Genomic DNA, 21,096 nt, shown 5'->3' with positions numbered 1-21,096 from the left:
GGTTTTAAATGGAAAAATTTAGTCTTAAAAAACGAACTGATATATTAGTTGGATTTGGGATAATTGGAATTATACTTATGATAATAATTCCACTACCACCATTCTTATTAGATATAATGTTAGCCCTAAATATAGGTTTTTCAATACTTATATTACTAATGACAATTTTTTCAACTAGTATATTAGAATTATCAATATTCCCTACTATCCTCTTAGTAACTACCTTATTTAGACTAGGGCTTAATATATCATCAACAAGACTTATATTAGGCCAAGGTTATGCAGGGAGCGTAATAGAATCCTTTGGTAGTTTCGTTGTTGGAGGAAACTATGTAGTAGGTATAATTATATTTTTAATAATAATAATTATCCAATTTGTTGTTATAACAAATGGTTCTGGTAGAGTATCTGAAGTATCTGCAAGATTTACACTAGATGCATTACCAGGTAAACAAATGAGTATAGATGCAGATTTAAATGCGGGTATGATAGATGAAAAAACAGCTAGAAAGAGAAGAACTGAACTTCAACAAGAAGCTGAATTTTATGGATCCATGGACGGGGCATCAAAGTTTGTAAAAGGAGATGCAATCGCCGGAATTATAATAACAACAATAAATATACTTGCAGGTATGGTTATAGGTGTTGTAATGCTTAATATGGATTTTATGGAATCTATCCAGACCTATACAAGGCTTACAATAGGAGATGGACTAGTAAGTCAAATTCCAGCCCTAATAATATCTACATCGGCAGGTATACTAGTAACTAAAGTAAATGGTGAGGAAAATTTTAGTAGTCAATTAGGAAAACAGTTAATGTCTATTCCGCAAGCAGTGCTTATGGCAGGAATAGTGCTGGTATTACTAGGACTTTTACCAGGGCTTCCAAAATTATCATTTTTTACTTTAGGAGCAGGAGCAATATTTGTAGGATATACACTTAAAAAAGAAGAAAAATCTGAACAAGAAAATGCATTACTTGAAATAGAGGAACCACCAACTCCAGAGGAAAGTTTAGAAAATGCAGAAGATGTATCGACACTTATAAATGTAGAACCTATAGAAGTTGAAATTGGATATGGAATAATTCCTCTAGCTGATGAAAGTAGTGGAGGAGATTTATTACAAAGAATAGTTTCTGTTAGAAGACAGTGTGCAATAGATATGGGAATAATTGTTCATCCAATAAGGATTAGAGATAACTTACAATTAGAGCCAAATCAATACACTATAAAAATAAAAGGAGTACCAGTTACCACATACGAGCTTATGCCAAACATGCTACTTTGCATGAATCCAATGGGAATGGATATAGATATGGAAGGTATTTCAACAAAAGAGCCTACTTTTGGGTTAGATGCTTTATGGATAGAAAAAGACAAAGCAGAAGAAGCAGAATTATATGGATTTACAGTTGTAGACCCTACGACGATTTTAGTAACGCACTTACTTGAAACTATAAAAGCTAAGTCTTATGAGTTAATGGGAAGACAAGAAGTAAAAGCTATTATAGATGCAACAAGAGAAAGATACAGTGCAGTAGTAGACGAATTAATACCAGATTTAATGACATTAGGAGAAGTTCAAAAGATATTCCAAAATTTATTAAAAGAAAAAGTATCTATAAAAGACAGAGTTACAATATTAGAAACTTTAGCTGATAATGCAAGAAATACTAAAGATTTAGAGCTACTTACCGAATATGTAAGAATGGCGATGAGTAGAAGTATATGCTTTGAGCTAATAGATGAGAACAACTCAATTGTAGTTACTACATTATCTATGGAAATTGAAAATTTAGTAGCTAATAGTTTACAAAGATCTGTAAATGGAACATACCCAGCTATAGATCCAGATACTACTAATAATATATTTAGAGGAATACAAAATACTATAGAGTCTGTTAATTTTAACAATAATAGACCTATATTATTAGTTTCTCCAAAAATAAGAGCGCCATTTAGAAAATTAGTAGAAATGGTCTTTCCTAATTTAACTATATTGTCATTAAATGAAATACCTAGTGATGTACAAATAAAATCTCAGGGTGTAGTTAATATATAGTGATTGGAGTTGTTATAGTTATGATTAGTAAAGAAGAACTTATAAATCAAAATATGCCTATAGTAAAAAGTATCGCATCGAAATACTATACAAACAAAATAGGTATGGAATATGAAGATTTAGTGAGCTATGGTGTTATGGGACTTTTAGATGCAAGTGATAAATTTGATGAGGAAAAAGGTGTCAAATTCTCTACTTATGCTTCGATAAGAATAACATCTTATATAATAGATGAAATAAGAAAGCAATCGCCTGTATCTAGGGGTTGCCTAAGCAAAGTAAAGTCATATAAAAGTTGTGTAGAACACTTACAACATAAATATCTTAGACAACCAACAATAGATGAAATTTCAGATTATATGGAGATTTCATCTAATGAAGTTCATAAGATAAAGAAAAGTACTTTAAATTTAAGCACAAGCTCTCTTGATAATATTGTTTTAGATAGTGAAAATGATTTAAAACTTATAGACATAATAAAAGATGAATCTATAAATATAGAAGATTCTGTTGAAAAAGATGAGTTAATACAAACTGTAACGAAAGCACTAGATATGTTAAATGAAAGAGATAGATTAGTACTATCACTATATTATTACGAAGAACTAACACTAAAAGAAATAGGTGCAGTATTAGGAGTTTCTGAGTCTAGGGTTTCACAATTAAATAAAAAAGCTATCTTGAATTTAAAAGGTATGATGAAAAAATTAAACTACCTAGATTAGGAGGAAATATGCTAAGAGGATTATATACATCTGTATCATCGATGTTAAACTTGCAAGAAAGACAAAGTGTTTTAACAAATAATTTAGCTAATATCAAAACTAATGGATATAAGGAAGATAAACTTATATCCAAAAGTTTTGATGAAATGACTTTATCTAATAATGATAACTATAAAAATGGAATTCCAACCCATCAAATTTTAGGGGACTTAAGTTTTGGGACTAAAATCGACGAGGTAACTACTAATTTTAAACAAGGAAGTTTTATCTCAACAGAGAACAATTCAGATTTTGCTTTAAATGGAAGTGGATTTTTCCAAGTAAGAGATCATGATGGGAATACATTTTATTCAAGAGATGGATCTTTTAAGATAAACTCACAAGGATATCTAGTAACAAATGGTGGTCATAATGTTATGGGAGTAAATCAAGCTAGTAATAGTGTAGAGCCTATATATGTTGGAAATGGAAAGATGACTATAAATTCATCAAATGGACTGACTATAGAAGGTGGTAATAGTTATAAGTTTAACATTGTAGACTTTAATGATTATAAGGGATTAAAAAAAGTTGGAGATAACTTATATTCAGGAAACAACCCTACAAATACTAATAATTATTCTATTAAACAAGGATTCTTAGAAGGATCTAATGTAGATTATATAGCATCTGTAACTGAATCTATGGAAACAATAAAAGAATTTGAAGCTAATCAAAAGGTTATACAAACTATAGACTCTACACTAAAACAAATTGCTAGTGAAATAGGAAATGTAAGGTAGGTAAAGATATGTATAATATAATGCATAATAGTAAAGCAGGAATGTTAGCTAGCCAGTCAAAGATAGATGTAATATCTAACAATTTAACAAATGTACAAACTGTAGGGTATAAGAAGTTAGAGGTTGGTTTTTTGGATTTATATGAAGAAAATCTACATAAAAGATCTTTTCCTACAAATTCTAAGGATGCTACAACAGGGACTGGATCTAGAGTAAGTCAAGTAACTAGAAATTTTTCTCAAGGTGCTATAAAGGAAACTAAAATAAAAACTAATCTGGCTATAGATGGTGAAGGACTTTTTAGAGTAAGAAGAAATGATGGAAGTTATGCATACACTAGAAATGGTGAATTTAACTTAGATGCAACAGGAAAATTAGTAGATGATAATGGGAATATATTAGATATTAGATTTACTAATGGAAATTTAAGAAATACTAATTTAAAAAATGGAGAACTAAGCATAAATAAATCTGGAGAAGTCTATCTTGATAGTAGAAAAATAGGAGATATAGATCTATATACTACTAAAGGAGATGCGGATTTCACAGCTGTAGGAGATAATTTATTTACAGCAAAACCAGGACAAGTTGAAACTGTAAATAAAAAAACTATTTTACAGGGGTATGTGGAAACTTCAAATGTAAATATGAAAGATGAGATAGTAGACCTAATGATGGCACAAAGAGCATTCCAATATAATAGTAGAGGTATGCAGACAGTAGATGAAATGTGGTCAATAGCAAACAATCTTCAAAGTAGATAAAATCAACGGGGGAGGTGAAAATTATCGAAAAGCAAATTAGAAATTACGATTTTAAAAATCCTCAAAGATATTCTACTGATAATATGAGATTTTTATCCGTTATATCTGAAGACTTTTGCAAGTATATGAATTTACATATCAATTTTGAGTTAAAAAGAAAAAACATAACTTGCAAGCTTGAAAAAGTCGAACAAACAAACTTTCAAGAATTTATGGATATAACAAATCCAGGGTCAATAATAGTTGAACATGATATTTTTCCTTTAGTAAAGGGCCTTATATATCAAGTAGATAAATCTGTTGTACTTACACTTATAGATTTAATGCTAGGTGGAGATGGTACTTTTGAAGATGCAAATAGAGAGCTTACAGAGATTGATAAACATTTAATGCTTCATGCAGCGACTACTTATATAACTAGATTATATATAGTAGATGGTTGTACTAAAAGAAAAGTTTCATCAATACATACCAACATGGAATCAAGTAGAAAATACTCAGTAAGTGAATCTGTTCTTATTGCACATATGACTATGTATGATGGGAAAAAAGAAATTGGAAAAATGAGATTTTGTAACCCTTATTGCTGTATGGAACCAATACTTGGGCAGTTAGAAACTAAAAAACTTTTAAAATCAACTCATATAGAAGGGCAATATGAGTTTTCTCAAGCCATATACAAAAATATTTGTAATGTAAAAGCAGAACTTTTAGCCACATTAGGAAAAACAAAAATATCTGTAAAAGATCTTATAAATTTAAATGTAGGTGATGTTTTAAAATTAGAAACTAAAACAAATGAGCATTCATTACTTAGTGTAAATGGATCTAATGTATATAAGTGTAGAACAGGGCTTATAGAAAATAAAAGAGGGCTTGTTATTGAGGATATGGTTGAAAAAAACAATTAACAGACAAACTTATAATAAATAAAGGCTAGAAATCTATGGCGGAATAATTTAAAGAGTTTTAGCTAATACAAGAATGACTTTAAAATAGATATTTGATTTAAATTACAATCACTAATTGACAATTTTTAACAGTAGATGTAAACTTTGGAGTTAGGATAACTAGTATACTTGAAGAAGGTGAATTGGTGAAACTATAAAATAAATCAAAGTTCATTTGCGAAGGGTGAAATTTATATATGACAAAGATACTAAAAAGTAAATATAACAGTAGTGGAGAACGATGTGTAGATTCTTGCTTACATTATGGTGAATTAAGGTTTAAAAATGAGGATGGAAGCCCTGTTAATATTGAGATTCCAATGGACAAATATGAAGAAGCTATAGGTGATTTTGAGGATAGAATAAAAGAAGGAATGACTCAATCCACTCTAGAGCCAAAAAAAATATTAAAAAGAGGAAACTTTACATATAATCAAGCCAAACTTATAGCTAATGAAGGAAAAGTAAAAGGAATAGACTTCTTTGGTATAGATGGAAGTATTGAAACGGAACATATTTTAGGTATGTCTGGATGTATAGAATATGCTTTGTCTATATGGAATGGAGATTCAAAAGAAGATGCCCTTTTTAAATCTATTATAAGAAGTATAAAGGTTTTTGGAGAGGATTTTATTCATAGCTTGAGTTTAGACAATACAGTAGATGTAAAGGAATATATTAGATTTGCAAATAATCTAAATTCGACATCGAACTCTCTAAACTTCAAATTATACAAGTATAAAAATCATGCTATAGATGAAGATTTTTACTTAGAAGATAAAAAAAACTATGAAAAAATAAATAATGTCAAATTAACTTTAGGTATTTTAGGTGGATCATTAGCATTTTTTATATTAGGAGCAGCTACTCAATATGGAAAATTAATAAACAATATAATTGCATATCTTATATTAAATGTAATCTTTATAGGATTAGGGGCTTTTGTATCAGCTAAAGGTTCTAAATTTATATTAGATAAGTATATAAAAAATACAAATAAAGAAGTTATGCAGATGTTTAATGAAGAAGTAGAAAGAGTTTCTTATGAAAACTTACTTACAGAAAAAGAAATTCATATAATCTTAAAGAACATAACAAAAGGAGAATTTTCACAGCTACTTTTAGATATGAAGGGTAGCGTAAATAAGAAAATTTCTAGTGTAAATATAGTCAATAAGGAAAGTAAATTCATATTAGATGCAAGAAAATATGTAATATTACCAAATGAATATGAGATAAAGCAAGCACTTGATATGCTTGTAAATGACTATAAAGAAAAGTTGGAAATTGAATACAATGTTGGAAGTATTGATTAATTAAATTTAAAATAAATATAGAGTAGATAGTTTGTTTAACTATCTACTCTATATTTATTTTATATGTTACAATTATAACAAGGGAGTAGACATAAGGGGGAAAACGTATGAAAAAATTGAATAAGATTTTTCTTTTAGCTATTGCTATATGTATACCAATTTTTTTTATAGGGTGTAGCATAAATTCAATAGGACAAGAAGATAAAAAATCGACTTTAGCAAAGGGATTTTTCTGGAAGGCTACTAAAGGAGATGATTTCATATATTTAGTAGGAACAATGCATCCTGATAAATCTAATATAAATTATTTAAATGATACGATGAAAAAAATTATAAAAGAAACAGATGCACTTGCTTTAGAAATTAATTTTTCTGATGAAAATACAAAAAAGTCATTAGATAAAATTAATAAAGAAAATACTTATTTAAAGCAAGGTGAATTAAATAATTTACTAACAAATAAAGAACAAGAAAAGTTTAAGAGAATATTAGAATCTTTAGATTTTAAATATGAGGATATAAAGAATTTAACTCCTGAGGCTATATCAAATTTAATAAAAAATGAAATATATGTAAGAGCTGGATTTAATGGAAACACATCTGATATTTTTTTACAAAATACTTACAATTCAAACAATAAAAAAGTTATATCTCTTGAAAATATAAATGATCAACATAGAATTATATCTAAAAATACTACAGACTTAAAAAAATTTATAAATGAATTTAATGCAAAGACCATTGAAAAAGAAATAAAAACAGGAAATGAAATAATGTATGCATTTATAACAGGGGATTCAAACTATATGGGAAAATATGTGGAAGATAATCAATTAAAGAATAAAGACGATTATAATAAACTTTTAAAAGATAGAAATAAACAAATGGTAGAAAAAATAGATAATTTAATTAAAGAAAATGAAAATTATGCAGTAGCAGTAGGAACTATGCATTTTTTTGGAAATGATAGTATAGTAAAATTATTACAAGAAAAAGGATATAAAGTAACTAAATTAAAAAGCTAAAAAAGTATATACTATAAATAACCCTTTAAGTTAAAACTTGAAGGGTTATTTTAAATCATGATAAAATTAACAATGACACAATAAAAACAAGGGAGGATTTCTTGTGAAAAATTTTAAGAAAATAGCTATATTAATATTGCCTATTATGGCACTTTCTTTAATAGGAGGATGTACTCTAAAAGGTGAAAATCAAACATCAGAAAAAGCAAATATTAAAACTAAAGGATTTATTTGGGAAGCTAAGAAGGGAAAAGATTATATATATCTTACAGCATCAAATCAACCTACTAAGCCCAATTTAGACTATCTAAATGAAGAAATGAAAATTGTTTTAAACAAGGTAGATGCTCTTGCTCTTGAAATAAATTTCACAGATAAGAAAACAGTAAAAGAGTTACAAGAAAAACAACAAAAAGAATTATATTTAAAAGATAAAGAGTTAAAAGATTTATTAAATAAAGAAGAACAAAAAAAGTTAGATGAAGTTTTAAAAACTTTAAATTTAAAGTATAAAGAAGTAAAGAACCTAAGTCCTAGTGGTTTTTTATCTTTAGTAAAGCAAGTAGAATCTGAGAAAGCTGGGCTTACAGGAACTACATTAACTACATTTTTAGCTCAAAGATTTAGTGAAGAAAAAAAGCAAATAGTATCACTTGAAAGCAATAATACGCAAGTTGATTTGCTTAAAAAATCAAATTCTGATTTAATAAGGTTCATAAATACATACAATGAAAATGAATTAAAAATAATAACAGATTCAATGAAATCATCAACAGAAGCTTATATAAATGGAGATTATAAGTATATGGAAAATGAATCTAAAAATATTTACATAAAAGATAAGTCTGATTATGATAAACAATATAAAAATAGAGATATCAAAATAGCTAAAAAAATTGATGAATTAGCAAGGCAAGATAAAAAATATATAGTGTCACTAGGAACTATGCATTATTTTGGGAATAATAATGTTTTGAAAAATTTAGAGGAAATAGGATATAAAGTAACTTTATTAAATAATTAATTTAGATAAAAGTAAGCATGCATAAATATTTATGTATGCTTACTTTTATATTTAAATCTTAAATTAAATTTAAAAAATATATAATAATTGTCGGAAAATAAAGAAAAATAAGTATTTACAAATTATTTTGAAAAATGTATTATATATATAAATATTTTTTTATAATTAATTTTATAGGAGGGGAAAATATGAAAATATTAGTAACAGGGTTTGATCCCTTTGGAGGAGAAAGTATAAATCCAGCTGAAGAAGCGGTTAAAAGAATAAAAGAAGAAATAAATGGAGCAAAAATAATAAAATTAACGATACCTACGGTAAGAGAAAAATCATTAAAAGCTATAGAAGATGCGATTCAAATACATAAACCAGATATAGTTATATCTATAGGCCAAGCTGGGGGAAGATTTGATATTACGCCAGAGAGAATTGCTATAAATATAGATGATTTCAGAATAAAAGACAACGATGGAAATCAACCAACTGATGAGCCTGTACGTAAAGATGGAGAAATAGCATATGTAACTAGCTTACCAGTAAAAGCTATGGTGGAACATATGAAAAAAAATGAAGTTCCTGCATCTGTGTCATATACAGCTGGAACATTTGTATGTAATCATGTAATGTATGGAGTTTTATATATGATAGATAAAAAATATCCTAATATAAAAGGTGGGTTTATACATATACCATATACAACAAGTCAAGTTATAGACAAAAGAAATATACCATACATGTCATTAGATGAAATTGTAAAAGGATTAGAACTAGCTATAGAAGCATGTACTATATATAAGGAAGATATAAGCATAAGTGGTGGAGAAATATGCTAATAGAAGATTTGAGAAGTTTATTAATTAAAAATAAATTTTTAAAAATAGATGAAGTAACTAATGAGATTGATGGGTTAAACGGGAAACTAGTATTAAATAAAAATGCAAGTATAGACGAAAAAATAAAAGCAATAAACTTATGTTGTTTAATTGGATTTGAATGTAGTGCAATAGATTTACCAATAGTAAAATTTATTGAAGATGATAAAGATGTAAATGAGTATGACATATTTACAAAAGATATGGAAATCGATTTTATGGATATAGAATCTATTGAAAATATAATAGAGCAAAAAGCAGACATATACAACTATGAAGATTTAAGCTGTATAAATGATATAAAAAAAGGTCTATTAATTGATACAGATAATGATTTTTTACCAGATTATATAAATTCTCAAATAGTAGTATCTAAAAACCCTAGTGATAATGAAGTTTTAGCAGCTTGTAATATATCTACTATACTAGGATTTAATAGTGTTGGATGTAATTTAAATATAGCATTAACGGAAGAAAATTTAGACTCAGATAACGATAAATTAAAAATATATATTGGGAAAAATTTTTTAGAGGGAAATGTAAAATTTAATGATTCAAATATAATATTTAAAAAAGAAAATAAGTCTTTGATAATAGGTGCAGAAGAAGAAGATATAATCAAAACTTCAGAATTTTTTTGCAAAAACTATGAATACTTTATAAAACCTAATGAGGTTAGTTTAAAAGATTTTAAAGAAGATCTGAAGCGTTTACTTAAAAAGGGAAATAAATCTAGTAATATAAAAGTTTTTGAAAAAGAATTCAATTTTAAATGGGAAGTTGATGAGATTAAATCTATACTAAACGATAAAATTATAAATAAAATAAAAAAAGATGATGAGATAGAAATAAAAATTTTAGTAAGTGAAGAACAACAAATAAGAGAAGAATTAAAGTTTTATATAAAAGAACAAATAGAAAAAAAGGGTGCTAAGCTATTAAGATGCAGTGTTTTATGTTCATATAAACAGGGTTTAAGTTGGATAATGGAAGAAATAATTCCAAATATAAAATCTAATATAGATATAAATTCTATAGGTAGTATAGATATAAAATTCAAACCATTTTTGCCAGATGGAAAGACAAAATGGGGTGATGAGGATGGAGCTATACCTAATATAGATGCATCTAGAGATGATAATCCTGATAAACATTTTGATTTACCAATAAGATTAGTTCAAGAATTGTTTCCAGTAGATGATTTGATTGAAGAAGAAATTGGAATTTCAAGAGATTATATAAACTTTAAGATTTTAGAAGATAAGGAATATAGTTATGAATTTCTAGTTTATGATAAACAAAATAATATTATCTTAAGAGAAACTTTTGATGTTGAATATTCACAAAGACCGTATTTAAGTGAATTTGTAGGGATTGGAAAAGTACATCCAAATACAGGCTTAATTAATGTAAAGATTAATAATAAAACTATAATTGATGAAAACGTTAAAACGGATGTGGAAAAAATATGGGATACATATCAGGAAGAAATACTTGTAGAGTGTAAAGATTATATATTAGAAAAGACAAACAATAATCCAACTAAAGACAAACAACCATTTTTTAACACTTTAAAGCTAGATATATTAACAAGTGAGCCAGATTATAAGCTAAATGTAAGAGAAGATATAATATCTACACTAAGTGCACTTCATGAGGATTTATATTTTGCGGGATTAGACTTTTTTAAGACTTTAGGAATAAAGACAGTTAAAGAGGCACTAGATGAACCAGGGTTAATACTTCCTATCATAAATAAAAGGAATGGACAAGGTACATACTTAAAAGCTACATTAGAGTCAAATGATTTAAATGATTATGTGTGTTTAGATTTAAATTTATTTATAAATGAACTTTATATAAAAAATGGGGAAATAGATAAAGTTTATGTAGATTTAGAGATATCTAAAAATTTATCAATGGAAGAAGAAGTTGATATCGAAAAAATAAGAAAAAAAATTCAAAATGAGAGCTATGCATTTAATAACCTAGTTATTAGATACGGAGATAAAGAGTTTTATATTGAGAATAAAAACAAATATAAAAAGGTTGAGGAATATATTGAGATAGAGGATATAGATATACCACAAGATGAAGTGATTGGATATGAAAAATATATACAGATTATAGATAAATTAAAACAGGTAAAAGGAGTTAATATTTTTAGAGCATCAAAATCTTATCAAGGAAGAGATATTTATGCTATTGAAATTACAAAAGAATATAAATCAAGCCTAGTATCTAGAAATAAACTTATAAATAATAAACCTGTATTCCAGATAAACAATAGGCATCATGCAAATGAAGTATCTAGTACGAATTCTGCATTTTTATTAATTAAACAAATTCTTACTCAAAAAGATTATAAGAAATATTTAGACAAATTAAGTATAGTGATGATTCCTTTTGAAAATGTAGATGGAGGATATATTCACTATGAACTACAAAAGGATAATCCAGAATGGCAATTTCATATAGCTAGGTTTAACAGTGTAGGTAAAGAATTTGCAAGAGATTATTTTAAAGAAGATAGTAAATATACAGAAAGTAAGGCACTGACAAATCTTTGGTATAAATGGTTGCCAGATATATTAGTTGACAATCATGGAGTTCCAAAACATGAATGGGATCAACAGTTTTCTGGATATACATCACCTTGGTTTAAAGGATTTTGGTTACCAAGAGCATTGTTTTATGGGTATTTTTGGTACCTAGATGATGATAGATATCCAGAAAATAAATTATTAAGCAGTGCAATTCAAGATGTAGTAAGTGATTATATAAATAAAGATAAAGAAATTACTATATGGAATAAGGATTGGCAAAATAGATTTGAAAAATATGCACATCAATGGATGCCTAAGTTGTTTCCGGCAAATTATTATAAAGATTTAATTTATTATTGGATACCGTATAAAGTTAATGAAAATTCTTGGCATGTATCTCATAGATATCCTTGGATAACTGCACTTGATTGGACAACTGAAGTTTCAGATGAAACAGCTCAAGGAAAATATCTAAAATTATGTAGTAAAACTCATAATTTATCAGATATAGCAACTATACATATGATGTATAACTCAAGTTTTGATCGAAGTAGAAAAGTTGTAAAAATAAAAAATGAAATAATATTAAAAGATGTACGAATTAGACCAATAAAAGTTAATAAAAACTAGGTTAAGGAGGAATATATGATTAAATTAATCGGAATTTTGATTATAGTTGTAGGATTTGCACTTAGACTAAATGCTATAGCAATAGTTATGGCTGCTGGTGTAGTAACTGGTTTGGTAGGTGGAATGACAATACCAGAAATTTTATCAACTCTTGGAGAAACATTTGTAGCTAATAGATACATGGCAATGTTTATAATAACACTTCCCGTTGTAGGTGTTTTAGAAAAGAATGGTTTAAAGCAGGTTGCAGGAGATTTAATAGCAAAAATGCAAAAAGCTACTCCTGGATTAATTGCAATAGGGTATACGATTATAAGAGGAGCCTTAGCTGCATTTAATGTAAGTTTTGGAGGAGTTGCAGGATTTATAAGACCAGTTATATGTCCTATGGCAGAAGCTTCAGTTGAAAAGCATGGTAAGAAGTTAGATGAAGAAGATAAAGATACGATAAAAGCAATGAATAGTGCAGCAGAAAATATAAGTTGGTTCTTCGGACAAGTTTTATTTATAGCAGGGTCAGGAGTTTTACTAGTAAAGAGTACGTTAGAACCATTTAACTATAAAATTGATCCTGTATCAGCTGTAAAAGCTGAGATGCCAGTATTTTTAATTGCAGTAATAGTATCAGGAATATACTTTATGATAATAGATAAAAAAATTATGAAAAAGTATAAGAAAAAGGCAGGTGTTAAAAGTTAATGACTACTAAAGATATTATAATGGAAATTATTTATATAGCATGTGCTTTAATGGCTGCATATGTAGGGTTTAGAGCTTTAAAAGATGAGGGACAAAAGAATAAAGTAGGAACAGCTGTATTCTGGTTTTCCCTAGCTGCAGTTTTAGGACTTGGTAATTTTATACCAAGTGAAATATCAGGAGTACTAGTAGTTTTAATGACTATACCACCTATACTTAATAAGGTTGCACCAGGAATAAACAAAGTAGTACCAGAAGAGTATAAAAGAAAAATGGCTGATAAAATAGGTAATAAAATATTTATACCAGCATTATCAATGGGAGTTTTAGCATTGATATTTGGAATTGCATTACCTGAATTGGGAGCTTTAGTTGGAATGGGATTTGGTATATTAGTTTCAGCTATAATAATATTGATAATGTCTAAGGACAAATTAACTTCAATCCCAACGGAAGGGAAAAAATTATTAGAATCAGTTGGACCTTTATCGATTTTACCTCAACTTTTAGCTTCTTTAGGAGCTATATTTGCAGCAGCTGGAGTAGGAGATGTTATAGCAGGAATGGTAAGTAATGTAGTACCAGAAGGAAATATAACTGTAGCAATAATAATATATGCAGTAGCTATGGCTCTATTTACTATGATAATGGGAAATGCATTTGCGGCCTTTTCTGTAATAACTATAGGAATAGGAATACCATTTATATTAGCATATGGTCTAGATCCAAATGTTGTAGGTATGATTGGACTAACAAGTGGGTATTGCGGAACATTAATGACCCCTATGGCTGCGAACTTTAATATAGTACCAGTAGCGATTCTCGAAATGAAAGATAAATATGGAGTTATAAAAAAGCAATTACCAATAGCCTTAGTTATGTTAGTTGCTCAAATAATATTAATGAGAGTTATGGGGTAGAAAAATGAAGTGTAAAATGTTTGTATACGGGACCTTAATGAAAGGTTATCATAATTATGATAAATACTTAAAGCATAAGGCCTTATCACATAAAAAGGCATATATTGAAGGTTGTATGTATCACTTGCCTTCTAAAAAGTGTCCTGCTGTTATAGATGGTAAAGATAAAGTTTATGGACAAGTAATTGAAATTAAAGATGATGAAAACGGAACTACTTTAAAGGAAGTAGATTACTTAGAGAGGTATTTTGATGGAAGTGATGAAATAATGTATACTCGAGAAGTAAGAGATGTATATTATGAAGATGGAACTATTGAAAAAATTAATGTATATATATTTAAAAATGATAAGTTTCTTAAAGATAATGAGACTATATATATTAAAAATGGAAATTGGCATGATTATAATTTAAAAAAGTAGAAATGGAAAAAGCTAAATCAAATTTGATTTAGCTTTTTTAATCTTAATTCTAATTGCTTAAACCTTTTTCAATTGAAGAAAGAGCTAACCCTGAGAATGCAAGCCCAAAGAAAGCAGAGCCTGTATAAAGCACAGGAGTTAATATAGGCATATCTAATAAACCACCAGATATACCACAGATTAGTCCTGAAAGTAGGAACATAACCATATTATAACTTCTTCTCAACCGATCCATTGTTAAAAGACCCCCCTTTAAAATTTATAAATCATAGGAAGTATATATATGTAGTTATTAATAACTACATATATATATTAACATAAATTTAATATCTAACCAATCTAAGTAGGATAAATTGCATAAATTACTTTATAATTGAAAATTTAATTCCTAAAAAAATTAAAATAGCAATAAAACACGCCATATAAAGTGTAGAAGATACAGCCATAGAATTTAGAAAATATCCCAAAACAGCACATATAACTCCAGATAAAAACCAAAATAAAAGTCTATAATTTTTTTTATGTTTCAACATAAAATCCCCCCTTTTTAAAAGACTTTAACCCCAAAACCTAATACATATAAGCGCATATCTGTAAATAATATCATAATTTATAAAGCTAACCAAGGATATATCAAAAAGTCAAAAAATAAAAAAATTTTTAAAATAACCATAGAATTACAAGTAAATTTATCTATTTTGAAATAAAAATACAAAATCATATAAAAAATTTTGAATTTTAAAAAATATGAAATAATTTAACTAGAGGAAAATATATATAACTAATGGAATACATATAAAAAAATTAAAAAGGAGTAAACAAATGAAAAAAGAAAGTAAAGTTATAGTAGTTTCAACCATACTAACAACTACTTTAGTAACTAGTTTTACATTATCTCAAGGACCGATAGTATTAGCTGATGAGAATTACACTAAGATAGCTTCAAGAGAAAATATAAAGAACTATGATATGAATGATGAAAAAGAAAACAAAACTGAATTAAAAGAAGATATTGTTCTTGAAAAAGATATTAAAAATTTAAAAGTAAAAAATGGTAGTTATACAAATATAACTAATTCCCAAGTGAAATCTAATACACAGCCAAGCATGTTTAATAATACATCAACTATAAAACCACAAGTTATTCATGAAGAATCAAAAGAACCAATAGTTTCGAAACCAATAGATTCACCAACTGAAGAAGAACTACCAACTGAAGAATTACCGACGCCAGAACCACCAATCGTAGAAACTCCAGAAGAAATACCATTAGATCAAGACATAAATTCATCAGAATTTACGGAAGAAACAGGTTTATAAAATAGCAAAAAGATAAATAAATTCAAAGGTGAAGTATTAAATATACTATTATTGATGCTAAATTGAACTAATGCTATAATTAAGACATCATAAATATTTTATATAAAATTTTTATATAAAAATAGAGGGAGAGAAATTTAGTGGAAGTAGATTTAATAACACAAATAAAAAGCGCTTATTCATCTCTTACAAAATCAGAACAGAAAGTAGCAACTTATACAATAGAAAATATGAAGCATATTGCTTACGTTTCTGTAACTGATGTAGCTAAAAAATGTGGAGTTGGAGAAGCTACTATATTTAGATTTGCAAAAAAAATAGGTTATAGTGGATATTATGAATTTAAAAAAGATATTATAGAAATAATTGAAAATAAAAGTGAAAATAATAAAAGAGAAGCTAAAAATAAAACCTATGAGAGTATACAAACTATGCTAGAACATACTATAGCGCTTCATGATGATGAGACGTTATTAAATGTAGCAAAAGTTATAAAAAATGCAAATAATATATACATATTTGGACTTGGGTTATCGAATTTATCAGCTAAAGCTGCCGAGATAAGGTTATCTTTTATGGGTTATAATACATTTGCATTTAGTGATAATCATATAGAACTTATAAAAGCAAATTTAATTAAAGAAAATGATGTTGTAATAGGTCTTTCAGTATCCGGAAAGACTATTGATACTATTAAGCATTTAGAAATAGCAAAAAATAGAGGGGCTACTATAATTGGTATAACAAATTATAGACCATCTAAAATTTCTGATTTAAGCGATTATACATTATTGACAGCTAGTAAGGATGTTTTAGCTCAGGGAACGTCTTTAATCACTCAAACTTCTCAATTGATAGTACTAGAAGAAATTTGTGAGAAATTAGAACAATTAGATAAAGTATATACACAGAAAATAAGAAAAAGTATATATAATAGTTATTAGAGATTTTTTACTTACATAGGAATTGATATAAATAAACATTATATTTAATAATTCAAAAACTTAAGTGTATTATTTATTGTTAAAGCATATAAAAATATTTCAATATAAAAATAATTATATAAGATAAGTAAATAAACATTGATTAATATCTTTTAATGATTTATAATAATATAATTAAAAAAATCAAAAACCTGTATAAATTTGACGATAAGGGTCAAGAGTTTCTACCAAGTCACCGTAAATGACTTGACTACAGGAAGTTTATTTATTATACACATAGTAAATGAAAACTCCTGTTTAAAGACAGGAGTTTTTTAAACTTTCTCAATAGTATTTATGCAGGATACTAAGCTTGGAGGAATTTAAATGGAGAAGTTAAAAGAAAAGATAATTACTGAAGGTAGGGTTTCAGGAAATGATATATTAAAAGTTGATAATTTTTTAAACCATCAATTAGATGTTGCATTTCTAAATGAAATAGGAAAAGAATTTGCAAAAAGATTTGAAGGAAAGAAAATAGATAAAATATTAACTATAGAAGCTTCTGGTATAGCAATAGCATCTATTGCTTCTCAACATTTTTCAAATGTACCAGTTGTATTTGCGAAAAAGGTAGAGTCGAAAAACTTAGATAAAGATGTATATGAATCTAAGGTATATTCTTTTACAAAGGCTAAAGAATATACTATAAGAGTTTCTAAAAGATATCTAAATGAAGGTGAAAACATACTAGTATTGGATGATTTTTTAGCGAACGGAAGAGCTGCTATAGGATTAAAAGAACTAGTAGAACAAGCAAATGCCAATTTAGTTGGAGTAGGGATTGTTATTGAAAAAGGATTCCAAGACGGTGGAAAGTTATTACAAGAAAAAGGTGTAAACTTACAATCTTTAGTAGTGCTAGATTCTATTGAAAATGGGAAAATTAATTTTAGATAAAGGCTAGATTACATCTAGCTTTTTGTTTTGTAAAAATATGTAGTAATTTGTAGGAAAAAATACATTATATTTGCTATCAAATGTAAAAAAAATATTATATAATTATAATATAGGAAAAAAATGGAATAAAAGGGGAGGTCCCAGATGAGGCTAAAGATAAAACTGGTAATTGGGATTACCTTAGTTTTAATATTTATGGGCTTAACATTTTTCATTGTAAATACATTTGCTAGATATGAAGAAGAACTTGGCAAGGTTTCTTTGTTTTGTATTGGAGAAGAGGAGAAAAAAGTAAAAAAATATATTTGAAAATAAACTGCGAAAGCAGTTTTTTTATATTTACAATTTTTAAAATATGTTACTATTTTGAAATAGTTGTTACGAATATGTAATACAATTTGATAGGTATATATAGTATAATTATTTTATAAGAAAATGTGACAAAAAGTGACAGATAGGGGGGAAATAATATGAGCAGAAATATATTTGAAAATCCAAATAATAAAAAAAGAAAGATGAAAAAGAATGTCAAAAGAGCATTTTTACTTATGGTTGCATGCTTAGTTATATTTGGTTGTGCTAATAAGGTTAAAGCTTATGTAGATGAAACTATAAAAGAGAAGCAAGAGCAAAAAGTGGCAGAACAAAAAAGATTAGCTGAGGAAGCAAGAAAAAAGAAAGAAGCAGAAGAAGCTAAAAAGAAAATAGTTGGAGTTAAACATGGAGCAGAAAGCTACAGCTATAGTGCGAAAAAAGTTGCAGAAAAACTAAAGAGTGGAGATTACTCTAATAATGGTCAAAAAATAGTATTTTTAACTTTTGATGATGGAACATCAACTACAGTTACTCCAGAAGTTTTAAAAGTGTTAGATAAAGAAAAAGTTAAAGCGACATTTTTCTTAACAGGACAAAACATAGAACGTGGTGGAGATAAAGCTAAGGAACTTATAAAACAAGAATTTAATGCAGGCCACGCTATAGCTAATCACTCTTATAGTCACGATTATGGTATATTATATCCAAATAGAGTTTTAAATTTAGATTCATTTAAAGCTGACTTTAAAAAGACAGATGATATATTAAAACAAGTGCTAGGTCCTCACTTCTCAACAGAAGTTATAAGATGTCCAGGAGGTCACATGTCTTGGAAGGGAATGGAACCTCTAGATCAATATTTAGCACAAAATCATATGGCATCTATTGACTGGAATGCTTTAAGTGGAGATGCTGAAGGTAAGAAAAAGAATCCTGAAGAACTTTATAATTACGCAGTTAAGAGTGCAGAAGGAAAAGAAATGGTAGTAGTTTTAATGCATGATACTTACGGTAAAGAAAATACAGCTAAAGCTCTTCCACAAATAATAAAATACTTTAAAGATAACGGGTATCAATTTAAAGTATTAGTTTAATAAAAATAGTATTTAATAATAAAAAGGAGCTTTTTAAGCTCCTTTTTATTATTAGTAATTATACTTTAAGGGAGAATTATTTATGAAAAAAAGAATAATATATTTTTTAATAACCATAAGTGTAATGGCTTTAGGAATACTATCTAGAAAATTTATGTTTATATTTCCTAAGTTGATTGCACCATTTATAGGGGATTTACTTTGGGCTATGATGATATATTTTGGATTAAGATTTTTAATGTCTAAAAAAAATATTTCTAAAGCGTTTTTAGTTGCTATACTTTTTTCTTTCTCTATTGAAATAAGTCAATTGTATCAAGCAAATTGGATAAATAGCATACGAAATACTACACTTGGAGGATTAATTTTAGGTCATGGGTTTTTATATGAAGATTTAATAAGCTATAGTATAGGTATAATAATGGGGGTAATATTTGATAATTATGTAATAAAAAATATTATAAAATAAAAAACATATACCTTTATATAAAGGTATATGTTTTTTTATTAATTATTTTAGATATTCATCTATAGACTCGGAAACTTTCTTTGCAGCTACAACAGCCTCTATAACCGTTTTAGCTCCATGAGTTACATCACCACAAGCAAATACTCCATCTAATGTAGTATGACCGCTGTCATCAGTCATAATTAGACCTCTATTATTAACATCAAGTCCTTTGTTATTTGATACTATTGTATTTCTAGGCGTTTGGCTAACTGCAACTAAAACAGAATCACATTTATATAATTTTTCACTGCCTTCAACAGTTATTAAAGTAGATTTTCCATTTTCATCTATTACTTTTTTTGTATCTGCTAATATTATTCCTTCATTAACTATTTTAATAGGAGCTTTGTAAATCATAAATTCTACATCTTCTTCGATAGCCTCTTTTATTTCAGCTTTTGTAGCTGTCATGTCTTCAAAATCACGTCTATAAGCTACATATACATTTTTAGAACCGTAATGTTTAGCGCTTCTAGCAGCATCCATAGCAACATTACCAGCACCTACAACAATTACATTATCTCCAAGGTCATAATTTTTAGGAGATCTTAAGTAGTCTATAGCATAATGTATGTGACCTAAACTTTCTCCAGGTATATCTAATCTTCTAGGGTTCCAAACTCCAGTACCTATAAATATAGCATCATAACCATCTTTAAATAATTTTTCTATAGTTATAACCGGTCCAACTGTAGCATTGATTTTAAACTTAACACCCATATTTTTTAATATTTTAACTAAATTATCAATTATATCTCTAGGCAATCTAAATTCAGGGATACCATATCTAAGTATACCGCCTAACTGATCATTTTTTTCAAATACAGTTATATTATAACCTTTTTTAGCGAGTTCAAGTGCTACTGTAAGGCCAGCAGGTCCAGATCCAACAATAGCTATATTTTTGTTGTTTTTAGGAAGAGAATCAACAGAAGCTTCTTCTAAAAACTTTTTAGAAATTTCTTCTTCTATTTTATAAAACTGAATAGGCTCCCCTTTGATTCCTCTTATACAATTTCCAGCACATTGATCTTCATGAGGACATACTATTGCACATACAGCAGAAAGAGGATTATTTTTAAATAAAATCTCTCCAGCTTCTTTTATTTTATTTTCTTTATATAAATTTATGACAGTTGGTATATCTGTGCTTATTGGACAAGCACTTTTACATCTAGCATTTTTACATACCAAGCATCTATTAGCTTCTAATTTTAAATCCAACAAAATCATCAC

At 27.5% G+C, this 21,096-nt stretch carries 22 protein-coding genes and 1 riboswitch; of the genes, 19 read left to right on the top strand and 3 right to left on the bottom strand.

Features of this window, described 5'->3' with window-relative positions:
* The first annotated feature begins 8 nt into the window (after nucleotides 1-8).
* The 13 genes from flhA (at nucleotide 9) to ATCC9714_RS12095 (ending at nucleotide 14,737) form a co-directional block, all read left to right on the top strand.
* Nucleotides 9-2,066, top strand: coding sequence for a flagellar biosynthesis protein FlhA (flhA, locus tag ATCC9714_RS12155; protein ID WP_021128217.1), 2,058 nt, complete (start codon nucleotides 9-11; stop codon nucleotides 2,064-2,066).
* 20 nt (nucleotides 2,067-2,086) lie between these two features.
* Nucleotides 2,087-2,791 (top strand): sigma-70 family RNA polymerase sigma factor, encoded by a 705-nt coding sequence (locus ATCC9714_RS12150; RefSeq protein ID WP_038293427.1) that lies wholly within the window; start codon nucleotides 2,087-2,089, stop codon nucleotides 2,789-2,791.
* Between the two features lie 8 nt (nucleotides 2,792-2,799).
* Nucleotides 2,800-3,573 (top strand): flagellar hook-basal body complex protein, encoded by a 774-nt coding sequence (locus ATCC9714_RS12145; protein ID WP_054630143.1) that lies wholly within the window; start codon nucleotides 2,800-2,802, stop codon nucleotides 3,571-3,573.
* Nucleotides 3,574-3,581: 8 nt separating this feature from the next.
* Nucleotides 3,582-4,337: a flagellar hook-basal body complex protein gene (locus tag ATCC9714_RS12140; protein WP_057545636.1), complete on the top strand. Its 756-nt coding sequence runs from the start codon at nucleotides 3,582-3,584 to the stop codon at nucleotides 4,335-4,337.
* 14 nt (nucleotides 4,338-4,351) lie between these two features.
* On the top strand, nucleotides 4,352-5,248 hold the full coding sequence (locus ATCC9714_RS12135; RefSeq protein ID WP_054630145.1) for a flagellar motor switch protein FliM: 897 nt from the start codon (nucleotides 4,352-4,354) through the stop codon (nucleotides 5,246-5,248).
* Between the two features lie 236 nt (nucleotides 5,249-5,484).
* The gene (locus tag ATCC9714_RS12130) at nucleotides 5,485-6,603 is read left to right on the top strand and encodes a hypothetical protein (RefSeq protein ID WP_054630146.1); all 1,119 of its coding nucleotides are present in this window, start codon (nucleotides 5,485-5,487) and stop codon (nucleotides 6,601-6,603) included.
* A gap of 107 nt (nucleotides 6,604-6,710) precedes the next feature.
* Nucleotides 6,711-7,628 (top strand): TraB/GumN family protein, encoded by a 918-nt coding sequence (locus tag ATCC9714_RS12125; protein ID WP_054630147.1) that lies wholly within the window; start codon nucleotides 6,711-6,713, stop codon nucleotides 7,626-7,628.
* A 103-nt stretch (nucleotides 7,629-7,731) separates the two neighbouring features.
* Nucleotides 7,732-8,652, top strand: a complete 921-nt coding sequence (locus tag ATCC9714_RS12120) for a TraB/GumN family protein (RefSeq protein ID WP_054630148.1) — start codon at nucleotides 7,732-7,734, stop codon at nucleotides 8,650-8,652.
* A gap of 188 nt (nucleotides 8,653-8,840) precedes the next feature.
* Nucleotides 8,841-9,482: a pyroglutamyl-peptidase I gene (gene pcp, locus ATCC9714_RS12115; RefSeq protein ID WP_054630149.1), complete on the top strand. Its 642-nt coding sequence runs from the start codon at nucleotides 8,841-8,843 to the stop codon at nucleotides 9,480-9,482.
* Nucleotides 9,476-12,697 (top strand): M14 family metallopeptidase, encoded by a 3,222-nt coding sequence (locus tag ATCC9714_RS12110; protein WP_057545637.1) that lies wholly within the window; start codon nucleotides 9,476-9,478, stop codon nucleotides 12,695-12,697. The genes pcp and ATCC9714_RS12110 overlap by 7 nt, the downstream gene beginning before the upstream one ends.
* A 15-nt stretch (nucleotides 12,698-12,712) precedes the next feature.
* Nucleotides 12,713-13,396, top strand: coding sequence for a DUF969 domain-containing protein (locus ATCC9714_RS12105; RefSeq protein ID WP_021124761.1), 684 nt, complete (start codon nucleotides 12,713-12,715; stop codon nucleotides 13,394-13,396).
* Nucleotides 13,396-14,316 (top strand): DUF979 domain-containing protein, encoded by a 921-nt coding sequence (locus tag ATCC9714_RS12100; RefSeq protein ID WP_021128207.1) that lies wholly within the window; start codon nucleotides 13,396-13,398, stop codon nucleotides 14,314-14,316. The genes ATCC9714_RS12105 and ATCC9714_RS12100 overlap by 1 nt, the downstream gene beginning before the upstream one ends.
* A 4-nt stretch (nucleotides 14,317-14,320) precedes the next feature.
* Nucleotides 14,321-14,737, top strand: a complete 417-nt coding sequence (locus ATCC9714_RS12095) for a gamma-glutamylcyclotransferase family protein (RefSeq protein ID WP_054630151.1) — start codon at nucleotides 14,321-14,323, stop codon at nucleotides 14,735-14,737.
* Between the two features lie 49 nt (nucleotides 14,738-14,786).
* Here ATCC9714_RS12095 and ATCC9714_RS12090 read toward each other — a convergent pair whose 3' ends face one another.
* Together ATCC9714_RS12090 and ATCC9714_RS12085 are read right to left on the bottom strand one after the other, a co-directional pair.
* Nucleotides 14,787-14,972: a hypothetical protein gene (locus ATCC9714_RS12090; protein WP_021128205.1), complete on the bottom strand. Its 186-nt coding sequence runs from the start codon at nucleotides 14,970-14,972 to the stop codon at nucleotides 14,787-14,789.
* A 127-nt stretch (nucleotides 14,973-15,099) separates the two neighbouring features.
* On the bottom strand, nucleotides 15,100-15,270 hold the full coding sequence (locus ATCC9714_RS12085) for a hypothetical protein (protein ID WP_021124755.1): 171 nt from the start codon (nucleotides 15,268-15,270) through the stop codon (nucleotides 15,100-15,102).
* Between the two features lie 289 nt (nucleotides 15,271-15,559).
* Here ATCC9714_RS12085 and ATCC9714_RS12080 point away from each other — a divergent pair, with 289 nt between their 5' ends.
* The 6 genes from ATCC9714_RS12080 to ATCC9714_RS12055 all read left to right on the top strand — a co-directional run bounded on the left by ATCC9714_RS12080 (nucleotide 15,560) and on the right by ATCC9714_RS12055 (nucleotide 19,818).
* A complete protein-coding gene (locus ATCC9714_RS12080; protein WP_054630152.1) occupies nucleotides 15,560-16,057 on the top strand; it encodes a hypothetical protein in 498 nt (165 codons plus the stop codon).
* Between the two features lie 140 nt (nucleotides 16,058-16,197).
* Nucleotides 16,198-17,001 carry a MurR/RpiR family transcriptional regulator gene (locus ATCC9714_RS12075; protein ID WP_054630153.1) on the top strand — a complete coding sequence of 268 codons (804 nt, stop codon included), beginning with the start codon at nucleotides 16,198-16,200 and terminating at the stop codon, nucleotides 16,999-17,001.
* Between the two features lie 171 nt (nucleotides 17,002-17,172).
* Nucleotides 17,173-17,274, top strand: a riboswitch (purine riboswitch).
* Between the two features lie 93 nt (nucleotides 17,275-17,367).
* A complete protein-coding gene (locus tag ATCC9714_RS12070) occupies nucleotides 17,368-17,940 on the top strand; it encodes a xanthine phosphoribosyltransferase (protein ID WP_054630154.1) in 573 nt (190 codons plus the stop codon).
* Between the two features lie 144 nt (nucleotides 17,941-18,084).
* The gene (locus ATCC9714_RS12065) at nucleotides 18,085-18,249 is read left to right on the top strand and encodes a hypothetical protein (protein ID WP_021124748.1); all 165 of its coding nucleotides are present in this window, start codon (nucleotides 18,085-18,087) and stop codon (nucleotides 18,247-18,249) included.
* Between the two features lie 161 nt (nucleotides 18,250-18,410).
* Nucleotides 18,411-19,349, top strand: coding sequence for a polysaccharide deacetylase family protein (locus tag ATCC9714_RS12060; protein ID WP_054630155.1), 939 nt, complete (start codon nucleotides 18,411-18,413; stop codon nucleotides 19,347-19,349).
* A gap of 82 nt (nucleotides 19,350-19,431) precedes the next feature.
* A complete protein-coding gene (locus tag ATCC9714_RS12055; RefSeq protein WP_021128199.1) occupies nucleotides 19,432-19,818 on the top strand; it encodes a ribosomal maturation YjgA family protein in 387 nt (128 codons plus the stop codon).
* Between the two features lie 42 nt (nucleotides 19,819-19,860).
* Here ATCC9714_RS12055 and ATCC9714_RS12050 read toward each other — a convergent pair whose 3' ends face one another.
* Nucleotides 19,861-21,087, bottom strand: coding sequence for an NAD(P)-dependent oxidoreductase (locus ATCC9714_RS12050; protein ID WP_330374660.1), 1,227 nt, complete (start codon nucleotides 21,085-21,087; stop codon nucleotides 19,861-19,863).
* Between the last annotated feature and the right edge of the window lie 9 nt (nucleotides 21,088-21,096).

It is taken from the genome of Paraclostridium sordellii (assembly GCF_000953675.1).
Taxonomy (GTDB): Bacteria; Bacillota; Clostridia; order Peptostreptococcales; family Peptostreptococcaceae; genus Paraclostridium; species Paraclostridium sordellii.
This window is presented reverse-complemented; position numbering and strand designations above follow the sequence as displayed.

Coding starts and splice junctions, on each gene's coding strand:
- ATCC9714_RS12090 (WP_021128205.1), bottom strand. CDS start 14,972: ATGGATCGGTTGAGAAGAAGTTATAATATGGTTATGTTCCTACTTTCA.
- ATCC9714_RS12100 (WP_021128207.1), top strand. CDS start 13,396: ATGACTACTAAAGATATTATAATGGAAATTATTTATATAGCATGTGCT.
- ATCC9714_RS12095 (WP_054630151.1), top strand. CDS start 14,321: ATGAAGTGTAAAATGTTTGTATACGGGACCTTAATGAAAGGTTATCAT.
- flhA (WP_021128217.1), top strand. CDS start 9: ATGGAAAAATTTAGTCTTAAAAAACGAACTGATATATTAGTTGGATTT.
- ATCC9714_RS12105 (WP_021124761.1), top strand. CDS start 12,713: ATGATTAAATTAATCGGAATTTTGATTATAGTTGTAGGATTTGCACTT.
- ATCC9714_RS12055 (WP_021128199.1), top strand. CDS start 19,432: ATGAAAAAAAGAATAATATATTTTTTAATAACCATAAGTGTAATGGCT.
- ATCC9714_RS12060 (WP_054630155.1), top strand. CDS start 18,411: ATGAGCAGAAATATATTTGAAAATCCAAATAATAAAAAAAGAAAGATG.
- ATCC9714_RS12070 (WP_054630154.1), top strand. CDS start 17,368: ATGGAGAAGTTAAAAGAAAAGATAATTACTGAAGGTAGGGTTTCAGGA.
- ATCC9714_RS12065 (WP_021124748.1), top strand. CDS start 18,085: ATGAGGCTAAAGATAAAACTGGTAATTGGGATTACCTTAGTTTTAATA.
- ATCC9714_RS12140 (WP_057545636.1), top strand. CDS start 3,582: ATGTATAATATAATGCATAATAGTAAAGCAGGAATGTTAGCTAGCCAG.
- pcp (WP_054630149.1), top strand. CDS start 8,841: ATGAAAATATTAGTAACAGGGTTTGATCCCTTTGGAGGAGAAAGTATA.
- ATCC9714_RS12150 (WP_038293427.1), top strand. CDS start 2,087: ATGATTAGTAAAGAAGAACTTATAAATCAAAATATGCCTATAGTAAAA.
- ATCC9714_RS12110 (WP_057545637.1), top strand. CDS start 9,476: ATGCTAATAGAAGATTTGAGAAGTTTATTAATTAAAAATAAATTTTTA.
- ATCC9714_RS12125 (WP_054630147.1), top strand. CDS start 6,711: ATGAAAAAATTGAATAAGATTTTTCTTTTAGCTATTGCTATATGTATA.
- ATCC9714_RS12130 (WP_054630146.1), top strand. CDS start 5,485: ATGACAAAGATACTAAAAAGTAAATATAACAGTAGTGGAGAACGATGT.
- ATCC9714_RS12085 (WP_021124755.1), bottom strand. CDS start 15,270: ATGTTGAAACATAAAAAAAATTATAGACTTTTATTTTGGTTTTTATCT.
- ATCC9714_RS12145 (WP_054630143.1), top strand. CDS start 2,800: ATGCTAAGAGGATTATATACATCTGTATCATCGATGTTAAACTTGCAA.
- ATCC9714_RS12080 (WP_054630152.1), top strand. CDS start 15,560: ATGAAAAAAGAAAGTAAAGTTATAGTAGTTTCAACCATACTAACAACT.